This window comes from Sulfitobacter faviae (genome assembly GCF_029870955.1).
Lineage (GTDB): Bacteria > Pseudomonadota > Alphaproteobacteria > Rhodobacterales > Rhodobacteraceae > Sulfitobacter > Sulfitobacter faviae.
In genome coordinates, this window is sequence record NZ_PGFQ01000002.1 from 156,122 (window position 1) to 172,539 (window position 16,418).

Here is a 16,418-nt window from a genome sequence, read left to right on the forward strand (position 1 = left end):
CCGCTCCGCCGCCCCTTGGCAGAAAGACGACCATCATGACCAAACGCTCGAAACGGGTTTCCATCGCCATCGTCGGCGCCGCCGCCTTCACCCTTGCTGGCTGTGAGGAAGAAAAGGTCGACGCCGCCGCCTTCCCCGACCTGCAAAGCTGTCTTGCCGATGCCGCGCGTGGCGGGATGTACAGCGAGCAGGAATGCGAAACCGCCTTTGACGCGGCGCAAACCCTCCATGTGGAATCCGCCCCGCGCTACGACAGTCTTGAGGTCTGCGAAGAGCAGCATGGCGAAGGCGCCTGCGGCTCCGAAGAGGCGGCGACCCAAGGCGGATCGGGTGGCATCTTCATGCCCCTGCTGGCGGGCTATCTGATCGGCAATATGATGAGCAACCGCGCCGGCATGGCGGCGGCGCAACCGCTTTACAAAACCTCCGATGGGCGCTTCACCAATGCGGCGCGCTCCAGCACCTATTCGACAAATCGCGGCGCGGCCAAGCTCAGCACCTCGCAATTTACCCGCCCCAGCACCACCATCGGCAAAACCCCGATGACCCGTGCCACCGCGGCATCGCGCGGCGGCTTTGGCCGGGCGGGCGGATCGCGCGGCTTTGGTGGCTGATCGGCGCTGACGCCTTACTTGCGGCGCAGCACCGCCGCGGCAAGGATCACGATCGCCAGCGACAGCACCGCCACCGCCCAGAAGGGATCGTTGCCATGGGGATGCACATGCGCGCCCTCATGCGCCGCCAACGGTGCGGCAAAGGTGGCGAGGGCGAATGTCAGTTTCTTCATCTCAATCTCCTTGATCTATCACGGTGGACCGGGCGGCCTTAGGCCAGCCCCAGAATCTCACGCGCCTGCTGCGCGGTGGCGACGGGGCGACCGGCCTCTGCGCAGATCTCGGCCGCGCGGGTCACGAGGGCGGCATTGGAGGGGGCGAGGGTCTGTTTGTCCAGCCGGATGTTATCCTCCAGCCCCGTGCGCAGATGGCCCCCGCGGCGGCGCACCATGCGTTCAACTCGGCCTGATGCCGCCCGATCCCGGCGGCGCACCACGGGATATCGCCGAAGAGCCGTTTGACGGTTTTGATATAGAAATCAAAAACCTCCCGATCCGCTGGCATGGCGTTTTTTACGCCCATGACGAATTGGATATAGGGCCGGGCCGGGATCTGGCCCGCCTCGGCCATCGCCTTGGCCTGTAGGATGTGGCTGAGGTCAAAGACTTCGATCTCGGGCAGCACGCTATAGGTCATCATCTCTTCCGCCAGCCAATCGACAAGCTCGGGTGGGTTCTCATAGACGCGATTGGGAAAGTTGTTCGACCCCACCGAAAGCGAGGCCATGTCGGGCCGCAGCGGCAACATCCCGCCCCGGTTCTTGCCCGCGCCCGAACGCCCACCGGTCGAGAATTGCACGATCATCCCGGGGCAATGGTCACGCAGCCCCTCTTGCAGCCGCGCGAAACGGTCGGGGTCCGCCGTGGGGGTGCCATCGGCGGTGCGCACATGGGCATGGCAGATCGTCGCCCCGGCCTCAAAGGCGGCATGGGTGCTTTCGATCTGTTCGCTAATGTCGATCGGCACTGCCGGGTTGTCGGCCTTGGTTGGCAGCGATCCGGTGATGGCCACGCAGATGATGGCAGGAGTATCGGTCATGGGTGTCCTCGGTTTTCTGGAAAATCAATCGGCGCTGTCGCGGGCAAGGGCGATGACACGGCGTAGCGCGGTCTCCGCCGCTGCGCTATCGTCCCCCTCGGGCCAGTCGTAGAACCCCTTGCCGCTGCGCTTGCCAAGCTGCCCCCGCTCGACCAATGCGGTGAGACTGGGCGAAGGGTCGTGCCGGTCGCAAAGGTCTGGGTAGAGGTATTCGGCGATGCTCAGATGGGTGCCCAGCCCGTTCAAATCGCGCTGGCGGAACGGGCCGGATAGCGCCATGCGCACGCCGACGGACCATTGCACGATCTCGTCAATTTCCGCCGGGCTGGCGACCCCTTGGTCCACCAGATGCAGACATTCGCGCATGATGGCATGTTGAATGCGATTGGCCACGAAACCAGGCGGCGCGTGATCGAGCCGCACGGGTCGCCGGTCCAGCCCGCGCAGTAGGGTCATGACCTCGGCACAAAGCCCTTCGGGCGCGTCTTCAGCTGCGACGACTTCGACGGCGGGGATTACATCGCCGGGGTTGAAGAAATGCGTGATCACGGCGCGTTCGGGCCGGGCCATATTCGCCGTCATCTCTTCCAACCTTAGGCCAGAGGTGTTGGACAAGATCGGCGCACCCTCCGGCACGGCCCCCTCCAAAGCGGCGAGCACACGGCGTTTCAGCGCGAGGTCTTCCGGCGCGCATTCCAATGCAACATCGGCCTGCCCTGCCTCCTCCAAGGCAGCGCAGGCGGTCGACCCCGGAACCGCGGTCAAAAATGCCTCCCGCGCGGCCTTGGTCGGGTCGACCGCTTGGACCCTCCAGCCGTGTTGGCCAAAGAGCCTGCCGATGGATTGGCCCATCGTGCCCGCCCCCACGATGATGATGCCTTTGGCCATGTGATCCCCCTCCCGGATATCAGTTGTTTACTTATCACCAGTGCGTAGTGATAAGTAAACAGCGAATAGGAAAAAGGATGCCGCCCCGTGACCCAAGACCCCTCTCCGCGCCATGCGCTCGTCACCGGCGGGGCGCGCAACATCGGCCTCGGCATCGCGCGCAGGCTGCGTGAAGATGGCTGGCGTGTCTTCGTCCTCGATATCGAAGAGCCCGAAGACCCAGCACTTCGGGCGGATGCGCAGCGGGTGGATCTGACGGACATCGCGGCGACCACGGCTGCCCTCCAACACAGCCTCGCGCAGGGGCCGGTCACCTGTCTGGTCAATAACGTTGGCATCGTGAAACCTGCGTCTTTCGACGCTGTCGCCCTCGACGATTTCGACCCCATCATGCATCTAAACCTGCGCACCAGCATTCTGGCGGCGAGACTGGTCGTGCCGGGGATGCGCGCGGCGGGGGCTGGGCGGATCGTGATGAACACCAGCCGCGTGACCAAGGGCAAGATCGACCGCACGCTCTATTCCGCAAGCAAGGGTGCGATCCAGTCGATGGCGCGGACTTGGGCGCTGGAGCTGGCGCGCGACGGGATCACCGTGAACTGCGTCGCCCCCGGCCCCATCGCCACAACCGCCTTTTGGGAGAACAACCCCGAAGACGCGCCGGAAACCCGCGCCATCGTCGATGCGGTGCCGATGGGCCGGATGGGAACACCTGAAGATGTGGCGCAGGCGGTGTCCTTCTTTGCCGATCCGCGCAGTGGCTTTATCACCGGGCAGACGGTCTTTGTCTGTGGTGGCACGGCGGTCGGGTAATCAGCCCTCGGGCGCGAGGGCCTCAAGCAACCTGCGTAGGACCGGATTGCGCGCATCGCGCAGATAGGCCAGCCCGATCCGGCTTTGCACCTTGGCGTCGCGGATCGGCAGGAAGGACACGCCCGCATCCTTCATCCGCGCGGCGGAGGCGGGGACGAAAGCCACCCCGAGACCCGCCGAGACGAAATTCACGATGGCGGTGAACTGCGGTGCGCGATGGGCCACGCGGGGGCGAAACCCGCATCGGCGCAGAGTTGATAGGCACAGGCGGCAAAGCCCATGTCGGGGCCAAGGTGGCTGAAGATGAAGCTCTCCTCGCGCAGCGCCGCCATGGCAACGGAAGGCACCTCGGCAAGGCGGTGATCGGGCGGCACGGCCAGCAGGATATCCTCGGTATGAACCGTGCGGGTGGCCAAATCCTCCGGCACGCCGGAAAGCGGCAGGCGCACGAAACCCGCGTCGAGCCTGCCGGCCACGATCTCAGCGATTTGCAGGTCCATATCCAACTCGCGCAGGATCAGATCCACCTCTGCCGCGCCCGCGCGCAACTCGCGCAGGAGCCGCCCGAGGATCCCTGCGTAGGAGGCCGAGCCGACATAGGCCAATTCGATCCGCCCGCGCTGTCCGCTGCGCGCCGCTTCGGCCAATGTCTCGACCCGCCGGGCCTGTTGCAGCAGCGCGCGGGCCTCGGGCAGGAGTGACTTGCCGAAGTCGGTCAGCATCACCCTGCGGCGGTTGCGGTCAAAGAGAAGCTCACCGCCAAAGGCGGTTTCGAGATGTTTCAGCTGCTGCGTCAGCGCCGGTTGCGCCACGCCGAGCGCGGCTGCCGCTTGACCGAAATGCAGCGTTTCCGCGATGGCGACGAAGACCTCATACTGGCGCAACGTGGCGGTGAGTGGCGTTTCCATGCGGCCCCCTGAACTGACGTCAGAGGGTTTTCACACGCGCGCCGGTGATAAGCAAGTTAGATCACCGGCCCCTACCCCTCCGCCGCGCGGGCGCGGCTGCGGCGGGCGTGCAGGGTCTCGGCCTCAGCCAGATCGTCGCTTTCGACCTTAACCGTCTCATGCCCACCGGGGCGCTGCGCACGCTTGCGCCGAAGCGGGCCGCTATCATCGCTTTCCCGCGGCAGGATCAACCGGTCGACCAAAGTGCGGCGGAGGCCGAGGGTCGAAGTCAGATCGAAGACCCGCGCGGCGACCGCCTCAGCCTCTTGCGGCTGGACCAGCAACTCAAGCCGCGTGACGGGGCGGGATTTCTTGCCCTGCCCGCTGAGCATCATGAGATCGACCACGCCCTCCATCTCGCGCAACCGATCCACCGCCGCGCCCAGTTCTTCGCCCGTCATGTCGTCGATATCGCAGGCGAATTGCACGAGACTGTCCTGCGCGATGCCCGTCGTGGCGGAGTCAAAGACGCTGACCCGCAGGATATTCGGCAGCCCTTTCATCACCCGCATCCCCGCGCCCGATCCGGTACAGCGCAGCCGCCCCGGTGGACGGCTGGCGATGGGGCTGCCGCAGGTGAGATGGGCAAGGATCGCGGCCCCGGTGGGTGTCACCCGCTCGCCCGGCACGCCGTCGTCATGCCAATCATAGCCTTGCAAGATGAGCGCCGTGGCGGGCGCGGGCACCGGCAGTTTGCCATGCGCCGTTTCGACCAAGCCGCCGCCGAGGGGCAGTGCTGCTAGCGAGAATGTCGCCCCCTTCAGCGCGGCGCAAATGCTGCCCGCGGCGGTCACATCCATCAGCGCGTCCCAATCCGCGATCTCATGAAAATGCACCCGGTCGATGGGGATGTCATGCACCTGCGCTTCGGCCTCGGCGATCCGGTGAAGGATGGCGCAGGCGGCCTCCGCCGTGCCCTCGGACAGCGCTGCGTTTTCCAGCAAGTTGCGCATGGCGCGATAGGTCGTCTCGGCCCCATGCCGCCTGCCCGCGTCGGGTGTTGTCAGCACCAGCTCAAACCGCCGCGACGTGATGCCCGAGGCGACATGTTCGCTCAGTTCCGCATGGCCCACCTCGGCGGGGAGGACGGCGGCGACATCGGCCAAGGCGCGCTCGGCCAGATTGGGGAAGGCATGCAACATTGCGGCGATGAACATATCCCCCGCCGCCCCGCCAACGGGGTCGAGGTGTAGGTGAAGCCCCTGCCCCCGCATCAATGCCCCTCCGGCCAAGGGTTGCGCAGCAGGCCGTCGTCGAACTGCATCTCTTGCAGATCGCCAATCACCTCAAGCCCCGGACGGTCGCGCAGTTCCGGCAGCATCGCCTCGGAGGCATAGAGATACTCAAGCTTCAGCGTGTTGGGGATGCGCAGCAGCCGGACCTTGGTGATATCCTCGGCCCCGCAGGTCTTGACCGCCGTCTGGATCGCGGTGCGGTCGCAGGGCATGACCATCGGGATTTTTGACTGCTTCAACACTTGTGAGGTGATGGCATTGGCATAGACCGCCTCGCGGTCGAAGTCCTGCTCCAACCGCTGCGTGATCACATCCGCCCGCGCCGCGCCATTGCCGTTGCCATTGCTGCGCGGCGACAGGCCAAGCGCCACCAGCCGCGAGATATGCAGATGGACCTGCATCTTCTCGCTTGAAAACCGATGGGTGATATTGGGGTCCATCCCGGTGCCAGAGAACTCCTTGCCGATCTCATCCACCACCAGCACGTCCAGATCGCCCGAGGCCGAAGGCGCGTCCAGCGGCCCCAACGGCAGACGGGGCATGTTGCGCATCGCCTCTTGCAGATAGGGCGCTTCGGCCTCCAGCATCCCGTCGCTGTCGAGCGCCACAACCTGCGCCAGCCCATCATAGGCATTCTCAATCGTGCCGATGCCGAAAAGCACCTTGCAACGTTCCAGCTTCATCCGCGCCATTTTGGCCACGAAGATGCCGACGTTGTCGATGCCGCGCGAATGGCAGGTCTCGGCGCCCGATTGCTTGCCCAGCCCGATCGAGAGCATTTTGGCCAGCCCGCTTTCGTTCGGCGCGCGGAAAGAGGTATGCGGCTTGATCCGGTTGAACAGGATAATCCCATCGGCGGCATTGGCGTGGCGGTCCATCCGCACCGACATGCCGTTGTCGAGCACGCCGATCTCATCGGTTTCCATCGAAGAGCGGATTTCGCAACCGAGGCTCTCTTCGGTCACGCCCAGTTTCGCCAGCAGCGCGGTCTGCCCCTCTGCGGTGGCGCCGCCGTGGCTGCCCATGGCGGGCACGACAAAGGGATGCGCCCCGCGCGCGCGGACCTCGGCCACGATGGCGGCCAGCAGTTCCGGCAGGTTCGCCAGCCCGCGGCTGCCTGCGGTGATGGCGATGGACATGCCCGGTTTGATCTTGCCTGCGCAATCGGCCTGCATCGCCTCCGCCACGGCGGCGCGCGGGTCGTCGATCTGGGTCGCGGCAAAGGTCTGACGGCAGAGCGCCATGCGCGGCAGCGGCGTATCCTCGACCAGTTTCACATAGTTCGGTTTCATCTGCGCTGTCCCCTCTGACATCGTTACCCCGTGACCCCAATCGGCCAAGGTGCGAATTCCTCTTCGCCCACGCCGAGCGCTTCGGACTTGCTTTGCTCCCCCGAGGCGATGGCGAGGATGCGCTCGAAGATCCTTTGCCCCAACTCCTCTAGGCTCTGCTCGCCGTCGATCACGGTGCCGCAGTTGATGTCCATATCGTCCTGCATCTTGGTGAACATCGGCGTGTTGGAGGCGAGTTTGATCGTCGGTGAGGGGTAAGAGCCAAAGCACGACCCGCGCCCGGTGGTAAAGCAGATCAGGTTCGCGCCCCCGCGATCTGCCCGGTGGCCGAGACGGGATCGAAGCCGGGCGTATCCATGAAGACCAGCCCCTTTTGCGTCACGGGTTCGGCATAGCGGTAGACCTCCATCAGCCCCGTGCTGCCGCTTTTCTTGGCCCCGCCGAGCGATTTTTCCAGCACATTCGCCAGCCCGCCTGCCTGATTGCCGGGGCTGACAACGCCGTTGATCTGCGTGTCGCGGCCCTTGGTATAGTCCAGCCACCAATCCATGCGTTCGACCAGCTTGCGCCCCACCTCTTCACTGCGGGCGCGCCGGGTCAGGAGGTGTTCGACACCGAAAATCTCGGGCGTTTCCGAAAGGATCGCCGTGCCGCCGTTGCGCACGAGGATATCCGCCGCCGCCCCCAGTCCGGGGTTGGCCGAGAGCCCCGAAAGCCCGTCCGACCCGCCGCATTGCATCCCGATGGTGATATGTTCCGCCGAACAGGGCGCGCGCCGGACGGCATTGGCCTGATCCAGCATTTCGCGCACCGCTTCTTTGCCTTCGGCAATCGCGCGGGCCGTGCCGCCGACATGTTGCATGGTGACGCAGCGCAGCATCTTGCCCTCGGCCAACCCCTCCTCTTCAAAGAATTGGGCGAGGTTGTTGCGCTCGCAACCCAGCGAGAGGACCACGGCCCCGGCCAGATTGGGGTGGCGGATATAGCCCGAGAGCGTGCGGCGCAGCAGGTCCATCGGCTCGCCCGTAAGCTCCATCCCGCAGCCGGATTCGTGGATGAAGGGGATCACCCCGTCGACATTCTCCCATGCCTCCATCCGCTCTTCGTCGAAGTAATTGGCGATCTTGCGCGCCACGGTGGCCGAGCAATTCACTGTGACGAAAAGCCCGATGTAGTTGCGCGTGCCCACCCGGCCATTGGCGCGGCGGATGCCCATGAACTGGGCGCGCTCTTGCGGTGGCAGCAGCTTGGTCGGGGTATAATCGCGGGCAAAGGCATAGTCTTTGTCGACCGCGTCGAACTTGATGTTATGGCTGTGCAGCCAATCGCCTGCGGCGATCTCTACTGCCGCATAGCCGATCACCGTGTCGAATTTCAGGATCGGCGCGCCGCGTTGGATCGGGCGGATCGCGATCTTGTGACCTTGGGGCGTATCGTGGTTGGCACGCAGCCCGTCTTGCGGCAATACCGCGCCACGGGGAACCGCCGCGGTTGCCACGACCACGTTATCCGTCGGTGACAGCAGCATCACCTTTGCGCGTCTGTCCTCTTGCATGGTCTGGCTGTCCATCGGATGCTCCCCCTCCCTCGGGTGTCGAAAAAACCGCTTCGGTAAGATGTCATTAACTGATATATTAGATTTAACAGCTATGGAAGAGCCCGCATGACCGCATCGAAGAAACCCGCCGCGCAGAGCGCACAGACCCTTGCCAAAAGCATCCTTGGCGGTGGGGCCGACTTGGGTATGTTTGAGGGCGGGCCGACGGGACGCGGGGTTTACGCCACCCTGCGCGATCAGATCGTGAGGCTGGACCTGCCGCCCGGCACGCCGCTGTTGCGCGCCGAACTGGCCGAGACCCATGGCGTCAGCCTGACGCCGCTGCGCGATGCGCTGCAACAGTTGGCCAAAGAAGGGCTGGTCAAGATCTACCCGCAATCGCGCACGCTGGTCACACCGATCGACATGTCGGCGATCCGCGAGGCGCAGTTCATGCGCATCGCGCTTGAGACCGAGGTCGTGCGCCGTTTGGCCGATGAGATCGCGCCCGAAGCCCTCACCCGTCTGCGCAGCATCGTCGCCTTGCAAAGCAGCATCTCGGACCAACCCGGCGATGTGCCGACCTTTCAGGAATTGGACGAGGTGTTTCACCAGACCCTCTTCGTGGCGGCGGGCCATGTGCAAAGCCAGCGCATCATGCGCAGTCATGCGGGCCACTTGGAACGCCTGCGCCGCCTGCATCTGGACGACATTGATGAGGCCGGGCGCATTCTGAACAACAAGGACGTGATCGCCGGCCACAGCCGCATCCTCGATGGGATCGAAGCGGGCGATGCGCCCGCGGCGATGGAGGCACTGCGCCAGCACCTGCAACGCACCGTCGACCGGATGACCGAGAAACGGGCGGCTTTCCCGGAGTATTTCACCCCGGAAAAGCCCTGATTCAGCGGTTGTTGGCCTTGCGCCACGCGGCGAACTTATCAAGATTCTCTTGCTTGGTGCCGGGGTAGAGCCCGATGATCCCGGCGCCATCCTTGACCTGCTCCACCACGAAATCCTCATAGGCGGTCATCTCGACAGCCTCATCTGCCACCTCTTCGGCGATATCCGCGGGGATGATGATCACGCAGTCGTCGTCGCCCACCACGATATCACCGGGAAAGACGGGGGCATCGCCGCAGCCCACGGGGCAGTTGATCTCAATCGCCTCATGCAGCGTCAGGTTCGTAGGGCTGGAGGGGCGCGCGTGATAGGCGGGGATCTCAAGCGCGCCGATGGTCGCCGCATCGCGCAAGCCCCCGTCGGTCACCACACCCGCCGCGCCGCGCATCATCAGCCGTGTGATCAGGATGTCACCGGCGCTTGCCGCGCGGGCATCCTTGCGGCTGTCCATTACCAGCACATGGCCCTCGGGGCAGGTCTCGATCGCGACGCGCTGCGGATGCTCGGGATTGCGGAATTCGACCAATTGGTTGCGGTCTTCGCGGGCAGGCATATAGCGCAGGGTAAAGGCGGGGCCGACCATGTTGCGCCCCTTGGCGGCAACCGGACCGACCCCCTGCACCACCTGATTGCGCAGCCCGCGCTTGTACAGCGCCGTCGCCAATGTCGCGACCGAGACCGCTTGAAGTTTCTCGCGTAGTTCGGGGCTCATGCCGCCTCTCCCTTCAGTTGATTGTCTTTCAAGAATTGATCCAGCACCGCCTGCTGCTGTTCCGTCAGCGGCCATGCGGAAGGCGGGCGCGTGGGGCCGCAATCCTGTCCGATGGCCATAAGGGCGGCTTTGACGCCGGTGACATTGGTGCCGTTATGCTCTTCCGCGCGGATGTCCTCAAAGGCGCGCATCCCGGCGATGAGGCGGTTCGCTTCGCCGTAGTTGCCTGCGTCGAGTGCCGCGTGGATGGCGACCGAGCGCTCGGGCCAGACGTTGATAAGGCCCGAGGTGAAGCCCCGCGCCCCCACGGCATAGAGCGGCGGCGCCCAGACCTCGGCCAGACCGCCGACCCAGACGATATCTTTTGGCGCAGCTTCGATCGCGCGGGCAAGGTTCAAGGGGTTCGGCGTGGCCCATTTGACGCCCTTCACCCCGTCGACCTCGCACAGTCGCGCGATGCCCTCGGGCCCCATCGCGTCATTGCGCAGGTACAGCATCACCGGCAGCCCGCCCGAGGCATCGCGCACCGCATGCACATAGTCGACCGTACCACGGGGAGAGACGAAGGGATCGGGCGGTTGGTGGATCATCAGCGCATCCGCCCCCGCCTCGGCGCTTGCCTTGGCCAGCGCACAGGCATCGCGAATGCCGCGCCCGACCCCTGCAAGCAGCGGCGCGCGCCCATCGACCATCTGCGCCACCTCGCGCACCATGGTGCAGGCCTCGTCATTGGTCAGCGCGTAATATTCGCCGGTATTGCCGTTCACCACCGGGATATGCACCCCGGCGGCAAGCGCGCGGTTAATGATCGGCCCCAGCTTGCGCGGCGCGATCTCTCCGCCCGGGTCATAGGGCGTCACGAGGATGCCCGAGATGCCGGTAAGCGCTTTCGAAAGATCATGTGTCATTGCCAGCCCCTCTCAGAAGATATCCGGCTCGCCCGCCGCTTGGCCGAAGGCCGCGGTGAGGTAGTCGAAGTCGCAGCCCTGATCGGCCTGCCCCACATGGCGCTGGAACATATAGCCCCACCCCCGCTCGAACCGCGGCTCGGGCGCTTTCCACGCAGCGCGGCGGGCGGCGAGTTCGTCCTCATCCACCAGCATGTCGAGGGTCCGCGCCTCAAGATCCATGCGCACGATGTCCCCCGTCTTCAGCAGCGCCAGCGGCCCGCCCACGAAAGACTCCGGCGCGACATGCAGGATGCAAGCGCCGTAAGAGGTGCCCGACATCCGCGCATCCGAGATCCGCAGCATGTCACGGTGCCCCTGTTTCAGCAGCGCCTTGGGCATCGGCAGCATCCCCCATTCCGGCATCCCCGGCCCGCCCTGCGGACCGGCGTTGCGCAGCACCAGCACATGGTCGGGCGTCACATCGAGGTTTTCGTCGTCGATGGCGGCTTTCATCTCGGGGTAGCTGTCAAAGACCAACGCCGGGCCTTCGTGGTGGTGGAACTTCGGATCGCAGGCCGCCGGTTTGATCACCGCGCCATTGGGGCAAAGGTTGCCCTTGAGCACGGCAAGCGAGCCTTCCTTATAGACCGGGTTCGACAGGGGCCGGATCACGTCGTCATTATAGACAGGCGCATTCGCGATCCCTTCTTCCAGCGGTTTGCCGGTGCAGGTGATGGCCGACCGGTCAAGCTTGTCGCCCAACTGGTCCATCAGCGCCCGCAGCCCGCCCGCGAAGTAGAAATCCTCCATCAGATATTCGCTGCTGCCCAAGGGCCGGATATTGGCAATCAGCGGCGTGATGCGGCCCAGAGCGTCGAGATCGCTCAACTCCAGCGCCACCCCGGCGCGGCGCGCCATGGCCAAGAGATGCACCACCGCATTGGTCGAACAGCCCGTCGCCATGGCCACCGTCGCCGCGTTTTGCACGGCGGCGGGGGTGATGATCTTGTCGGGCGTCAGGTCCTCCCAAACCATATCGACAATGCGCCGCCCGCAAGAGGCGCTCATCCGTTTGTGCCCCGCATCCGCAGCGGGGATCGAGGTCGCCCCCGGCAGGGTCAGCCCCATCGCCTCGGCAATCGCGGTCATGGTGGAGGCGGTGCCCATCGTCATGCAATGCCCGTAGGACCGCGCAATGCCGCCTTCGACGCCAACCCATTCCTCGGCCGAGATCGTGCCCGCGCGGCGTTCGTCCCAGAACTTCCAGGCGTCCGAGCCAGAGCCAAGCGCCCGCCCCGCGTAATTGCCGCGCAGCATCGGCCCCGCGGGCAAAAAGATGAACGGCACGCCTGCGCTGATCGCGCCCATGGTCAGCCCCGGCGTGGACTTGTCACAGCCCCCATGAGCACCACACCGTCAAGCGGGTGCGAGCGGATCGTCTCTTCGGTCTCCATCGCGATCATATTGCGGTAGAGCATCGAAGTCGGCTTGGTGAAGCTCTCGTCGATCGAGATCGTCGGGATCTCAAGCCCCAGCCCGCCGGCCTGCGCGATTCCCTTCTTCACGTCCTCCGCGCGGTCGCGGAAATGAAGGTGGCAGGGGTTCATCTCGGACCAAGTGTTCAGGATGCCGATCACCGGGCGGCCTTCCCAATCCTCGGGGCCCAGACCCATCTGCATCATGCGCGACCGATGGCCAAAGCTGCGCAGATCGTCGGGGGCGAACCAGCGCGCGCTGCGCAGCTGATCGGCGGTTTTCTTGGTCTCGGTCATGGATTCCTCGCCAGCTAAAACATCATCACAAAAAGGTTGGAAAACACATCTTGCTCGAATTGATATATTACCGTATCACCCCAATTGTCGATACCATTTGAGGGAGGAGCCGCGAAAATGTCGGGAAAACCACTGAAACAAACGCTCCGCCCCAGCAGCCGCCTGTCGGGCTTTTGGCTCTCGCTCTGCTCTCCTACGGTGACCGAGATCGCGGCGGGCAGCGGGATCGACTGGCTGTTGTTGGATATGGAGCATGCGCCCAACGATCTCAGCCAAATCACCGACCATCTGCGCGCGGCAGGCAGTGCCAATCCCGATGCGCAGATGATTGTGCGCCTGCCGTCCTCGGACCAGACGATGACCAAACGGCTGCTGGATATCGGCGTGCGCAATCTGATGTTCCCGATGATCCAGACTGCCGAGGCCGCCCGCCAAGCCGTATCATGGACCCGCTACCCGCCCGAAGGGCTGCGCGGCATCTCGGCCACGATCCGCGCCAATGATTACGCGCGGCAAACCGATTACCTCAGCACCTATGCAGAGGCGCAATGCGTGATCGTGCAGGTCGAAACCCCGAAGCGGTGGCCGAAATTCCCGCCATCGCCGCCGTGCCGGGGGTGGATGCGATCTTTATCGGGCCGGGAGATCTATCCTCCGCGATGGGCCATACCGGCAACCCGATGCACCCCGATGTCCAAGAGAAGATCCGTGAGGCGGTCGCGGCCATCCATGCCGCCGGGCTGCCTGCGGGCATCCTCGGCTATGGTGCCGATCTTGCGCAACGGTACTTTGATGAGGGTATCGAATTCGTCGCCATCGCGGGCGACGCTTGGCTGCTCACGCGGCAGATGGATGCGTTGGTGCAGACCATGGCGCGGCCCTCCCCCACTTTGACACAGCAAACCCATAAGGATTGATCATGACCGCGGACAGCAAGAGATTTCACCCCCACGGCAAACATCTGATCGCCGGCGAATGGGTCGGCGGCGGAGAGACCTTCGCCAATTCCCCCGCCACCGGCGAAAGCGACCAATTCCAAAGCGGCACCCCGGCCCATGTGGACCGTGCCTGCCAAGCGGCGGAGGAGGCCTTTTGGTCCTACGCCTATGCCAGCCGCGAGACCCGCGCCGCCTTCCTCGACACCATCGCGGATGAGATGGAGGCCCGAGCCGAGACCATTACCGAGATCGGCACCCGCGAATCCGGCCTGCCCGAAGCCCGCCTTCAGGGCGAGCGGGGGCGGACAACCGGGCAGCTTCGCCTCTTTGCCGATCACATCCGCAAAGGCGCGCATCTGGACCGGCGCGTTGACGGCGCCCTGCCCGAACGCCAACCAATGCCGCGCCCCGACATCCGCATGATCCAGCGCCCCATCGGGCCGGTCGCGGTCTTCGGCGCGTCGAACTTCCCGCTGGCCTTCTCTACCGCGGGCGGCGACACCGCCGCGGCGCTGGCGGCGGGCTGCCCAGTCGTGGTCAAAGGCCACTCCGCCCACCCCGGCACGGGGGAGATCGTTGCCGAAGCGATCCACGCGGCGATCCAGAAATGCGGCATCCACCCCGGCGTCTTCTCTCTGATCCACGCCAACAGCCGCGAGGTGGGGCAGACGCTGGTGCAGCATCCGCTCATCAAGGCCGTGGGCTTTACCGGATCGCTCGGCGGGGGGCGCGCGCTCTTTGATCTTTGCGCCCAACGCCCCGAGCCGATCCCCTTCTTTGGCGAGTTGGGCTCGGTGAACCCGATGTTCGTTTTGGCCGATGCCGCCCGCAATCGGGGCGCTGAGATCGGCGCGGGCTGGGCCGGCTCGCTGACCATGGGCGCGGGGCAGTTCTGCACCAACCCCGGCATCGCGGTCGTGGCCAAAGGGGCCGAAGGCGATGCATTCGTCGCCGCCGCGAAAGAGGCGCTTGAGCAGGTCGGCCCGCAGGTCATGCTGACCGACGGCATCGCCAAAGCCTACCGCGACGGCAAGGAACGTTTCACCGGGCGCAACGCCGTCCGCGCACTGGTCAGCAACGACAGCGAAGGCCGCGCCGCCCAGCCGAACTTGTTTGAAACCGACGCCGATACCTACCTGCAAGACCACGCGCTTGGGGAGGAGGTCTTTGGCCCCTTGGGTCTGGTGCTGCGGGTGTCCTCGGGCGATGAGATGCAAGAGCTCGCCAAAGGGTTCGAGGGGCAATTGACCGCGACGCTCCAGATGGACGAAGGCGACACCGACGCCGCCAAGGCGCTGATGCCCATTCTTGAGCGCAAGGCGGGCCGGGTGTTGGTGAACGGTTTCCCCACCGGGGTCGAGGTTTGTGACGCCATGGTGCATGGCGGCCCCTACCCGGCCTCCACCAACTTCGGCGCGACCTCTGTCGGCACCATGGCGATCCGCCGCTTCCTGCGACCCGTGTCCTACCAAAACCTGCCCGAGGCGCTATTGCCCGAAGACCTGCGCGGGCTTCGGCATGAGCGGCGGGTTGATCGGCCCCGTCGCCGTGCTCGACGCGATGCCGCAGGACATGCAAGACAAGGTGCGCGGCTATGCCGAAGGGCTCGACCTGCGCTTTGCGGCCTCCTTCTCGGAAGAAGCCTTTGCCGAAGCGGTAAAGGGGGCAGCCTATATCGTCCCACGCGGGCGGGGGCTTCCGGCTGAGGTGCTGCGGGGGGCCGATAGCGTGCGCCTCGTGCATCAATGGGGCACCGGGTATGACAAAATCCCCTTGGATGTCGCGCGCGAGATGGGTGTGCCGGTCGCGCGCAGCCCCGGGGTCAACGCGCCCACCATCGCCGATCTGACCATCGGCATGATGATCGCCGCGCTACGCCGCATCCCGCTGCATTACAACAACACCCGCGCGGGCAAATGGATCGTGCCCGAGATCGTCCCCGGGGCGCGGGATCTCAGCAGTCAGAAGGTCGGGCTGATCGGCTTTGGCGCCATCGGGCAGCTTGTCGCGAAACGGCTGACGGGCTTTGACTGCGAGGTGCTCTACTACCGCCGCTCGGGGCCCGCCGAAGGCACCAGCGCCCGCTATGCAGACCGCGATGAAATCCTTGAGACCTGCGATATTGTCAGCCTGCACATGCCGCTGACCGATGCGTCACACCACACCATCGGGGCGGATGAACTGGCGCGAATGAAATCGGATGCGCTTTTGGTGAACACCGGGCGCGGCGGGCTGATCGATGAGGCGGCCCTGATCGACACGCTGACCCACAAGCGCATCGCCGGGGCCGCATTGGATGTCTTTACCCAAGAACCGGTGGAGCCGGACAACCCGCTGCTGCGTCTCGATAATGTCCTGCCGCTGCCGCATATCGGTGGCCATAGTGAGGACAACCTCAAACGCATGGTCGGCCATTGGGCGGGCAACATCCGCGCCTTCCACGAAGGGCGCGGCATCGACGAGGCCTGCCTCGTGACCTGAAGGCAACCCCCGGCCTGACCCCTCAGGCCGGGGCGCGGCTTAACCCTCAAGCGGTACGGGCAACAGGATCTTATTGGTCTGGCTCACCAAATACCCCGCCTCGGCGCTTTTCTTGAGATAGGCCTGCCACTCAGGATCCGCCGCCATCTGCGCCCGACGGGCCGCACGGTCGGCAGCGTCCTCATAGGCCCAGATATGCACGAAGGAATTGACGTCCCCCGTCTCGACCTGCGCATAGATCACCGGCTCGCCCAAGATGCGGCGCTGCGCCGGGAAGCCGAATTCGGCATAGAGCGCGAGGTGTTTCTTGATCGTGCCGGGGCGGCAGCAATAGGTGCGGTGGTCGTAGATCATGGGG

At 65.1% G+C, this 16,418-nt stretch carries 11 protein-coding genes and 6 pseudogenes; 6 read left to right on the forward strand and 11 right to left on the reverse strand.

The genetic code is table 11. From position 1 onward, the window contains the following. The first annotated feature begins 35 nt into the window (after positions 1-35). The gene (locus CUR85_RS17290; protein ID WP_067267677.1) at positions 36-614 is read left to right on the forward strand and encodes a DUF1190 domain-containing protein; all 579 of its coding nucleotides are present in this window, start codon (positions 36-38) and stop codon (positions 612-614) included. Positions 615-628: 14 nt separating this feature from the next. On the opposite strand, the gene CUR85_RS17295 is transcribed toward CUR85_RS17290, so the two are convergent. The 3 genes and pseudogenes from CUR85_RS17295 to CUR85_RS17305 form a co-directional block, all read right to left on the reverse strand. Continuing rightward, positions 629-787 (reverse strand): peptidase M23, encoded by a 159-nt coding sequence (locus CUR85_RS17295; RefSeq protein ID WP_067267675.1) that lies wholly within the window; start codon positions 785-787, stop codon positions 629-631. Positions 788-825: 38 nt separating this feature from the next. Then, a pseudogene (locus tag CUR85_RS17300) lies at positions 826-1,652 on the reverse strand (3-oxoadipate:acetyl-CoA acetyltransferase). Positions 1,653-1,676: 24 nt separating this feature from the next. Continuing rightward, positions 1,677-2,540 (reverse strand): 3-hydroxyacyl-CoA dehydrogenase NAD-binding domain-containing protein, encoded by an 864-nt coding sequence (locus CUR85_RS17305; protein WP_136720355.1) that lies wholly within the window; start codon positions 2,538-2,540, stop codon positions 1,677-1,679. An 87-nt stretch (positions 2,541-2,627) separates the two neighbouring features. Here CUR85_RS17305 and CUR85_RS17310 point away from each other — a divergent pair, with 87 nt between their 5' ends. Next, the gene (locus CUR85_RS17310) at positions 2,628-3,353 is read left to right on the forward strand and encodes an SDR family NAD(P)-dependent oxidoreductase (RefSeq protein ID WP_067267670.1); all 726 of its coding nucleotides are present in this window, start codon (positions 2,628-2,630) and stop codon (positions 3,351-3,353) included. Here CUR85_RS17310 and CUR85_RS17320 read toward each other — a convergent pair. From CUR85_RS17320 to CUR85_RS17340, 4 genes and pseudogenes are all read right to left on the reverse strand, one after another. After that, a pseudogene (locus tag CUR85_RS17320) lies at positions 3,354-4,261 on the reverse strand (LysR family transcriptional regulator). It abuts the gene before it with no gap. Between the two features lie 71 nt (positions 4,262-4,332). After that, positions 4,333-5,514 (reverse strand): nickel pincer cofactor biosynthesis protein LarC, encoded by a 1,182-nt coding sequence (larC, locus tag CUR85_RS17325; RefSeq protein ID WP_082852148.1) that lies wholly within the window; start codon positions 5,512-5,514, stop codon positions 4,333-4,335. Then, positions 5,514-6,848: a nickel pincer cofactor-dependent isomerase, group 22 gene (locus CUR85_RS17330; RefSeq protein WP_082852147.1), complete on the reverse strand. Its 1,335-nt coding sequence runs from the start codon at positions 6,846-6,848 to the stop codon at positions 5,514-5,516. Before CUR85_RS17330 ends, larC begins: the two co-directional genes overlap by 1 nt. A gap of 2 nt (positions 6,849-6,850) precedes the next feature. After that, a pseudogene (locus CUR85_RS17340) lies at positions 6,851-8,397 on the reverse strand (UxaA family hydrolase). A gap of 93 nt (positions 8,398-8,490) precedes the next feature. Between CUR85_RS17340 and CUR85_RS17345 the strand changes: the two are divergent. Continuing rightward, positions 8,491-9,267: a GntR family transcriptional regulator gene (locus tag CUR85_RS17345; RefSeq protein WP_197471012.1), complete on the forward strand. Its 777-nt coding sequence runs from the start codon at positions 8,491-8,493 to the stop codon at positions 9,265-9,267. Position 9,268: 1 nt separating this feature from the next. Here CUR85_RS17345 and CUR85_RS17350 read toward each other — a convergent pair whose 3' ends face one another. The 3 genes and pseudogenes from CUR85_RS17350 to araD all read right to left on the reverse strand — a co-directional run bounded on the left by CUR85_RS17350 (position 9,269) and on the right by araD (position 12,641). Beyond that, on the reverse strand, positions 9,269-9,979 hold the full coding sequence (locus tag CUR85_RS17350; RefSeq protein WP_067267665.1) for a ribonuclease activity regulator RraA: 711 nt from the start codon (positions 9,977-9,979) through the stop codon (positions 9,269-9,271). Beyond that, on the reverse strand, positions 9,976-10,887 hold the full coding sequence (locus tag CUR85_RS17355) for a dihydrodipicolinate synthase family protein (RefSeq protein ID WP_067267663.1): 912 nt from the start codon (positions 10,885-10,887) through the stop codon (positions 9,976-9,978). Before CUR85_RS17355 ends, CUR85_RS17350 begins: the two co-directional genes overlap by 4 nt. Positions 10,888-10,899: 12 nt before the next feature. Beyond that, positions 10,900-12,641: pseudogene (gene araD / locus CUR85_RS17360) on the reverse strand (L-arabinonate dehydratase). A gap of 117 nt (positions 12,642-12,758) precedes the next feature. Here araD and CUR85_RS20610 point away from each other — a divergent pair. The 3 genes and pseudogenes from CUR85_RS20610 to CUR85_RS17380 all read left to right on the forward strand — a co-directional run. Next, a pseudogene (locus CUR85_RS20610) lies at positions 12,759-13,558 on the forward strand (HpcH/HpaI aldolase family protein). Positions 13,559-13,560: 2 nt separating this feature from the next. Continuing rightward, a complete protein-coding gene (locus tag CUR85_RS17375) occupies positions 13,561-15,285 on the forward strand; it encodes an aldehyde dehydrogenase (NADP(+)) (protein ID WP_280322943.1) in 1,725 nt (574 codons plus the stop codon). Then, a pseudogene (locus tag CUR85_RS17380) lies at positions 15,182-16,060 on the forward strand (2-hydroxyacid dehydrogenase); the annotation flags it as partial. The gene CUR85_RS17375 and the pseudogene CUR85_RS17380, both read left to right, overlap by 104 nt. Positions 16,061-16,099: 39 nt before the next feature. On the opposite strand, the gene CUR85_RS17385 reads toward CUR85_RS17380, so the two are convergent. Next, positions 16,100-16,414, reverse strand: coding sequence for an NIPSNAP family protein (locus tag CUR85_RS17385; RefSeq protein ID WP_067264867.1), 315 nt, complete (start codon positions 16,412-16,414; stop codon positions 16,100-16,102). Positions 16,415-16,418 lie beyond the last annotated feature (4 nt).

Bases quoted from the DNA above. Each gene is read 5' to 3' on its own strand.
- CUR85_RS17305 (WP_136720355.1), bottom strand. From the start codon at position 2,540: ATGGCCAAAGGCATCATCATCGTGGGGGCGGGCACGATGGGCCAATCC.
- CUR85_RS17350 (WP_067267665.1), bottom strand. From the start codon at position 9,979: ATGAGCCCCGAACTACGCGAGAAACTTCAAGCGGTCTCGGTCGCGACA.
- CUR85_RS17295 (WP_067267675.1), bottom strand. From the start codon at position 787: ATGAAGAAACTGACATTCGCCCTCGCCACCTTTGCCGCACCGTTGGCG.
- CUR85_RS17290 (WP_067267677.1), top strand. From the start codon at position 36: ATGACCAAACGCTCGAAACGGGTTTCCATCGCCATCGTCGGCGCCGCC.
- CUR85_RS17330 (WP_082852147.1), bottom strand. From the start codon at position 6,848: ATGTCAGAGGGGACAGCGCAGATGAAACCGAACTATGTGAAACTGGTC.
- CUR85_RS17355 (WP_067267663.1), bottom strand. From the start codon at position 10,887: ATGACACATGATCTTTCGAAAGCGCTTACCGGCATCTCGGGCATCCTC.
- CUR85_RS17375 (WP_280322943.1), top strand. From the start codon at position 13,561: ATGACCGCGGACAGCAAGAGATTTCACCCCCACGGCAAACATCTGATC.
- CUR85_RS17385 (WP_067264867.1), bottom strand. From the start codon at position 16,414: ATGATCTACGACCACCGCACCTATTGCTGCCGCCCCGGCACGATCAAG.
- CUR85_RS17345 (WP_197471012.1), top strand. From the start codon at position 8,491: ATGACCGCATCGAAGAAACCCGCCGCGCAGAGCGCACAGACCCTTGCC.
- larC (WP_082852148.1), bottom strand. From the start codon at position 5,514: ATGCGGGGGCAGGGGCTTCACCTACACCTCGACCCCGTTGGCGGGGCG.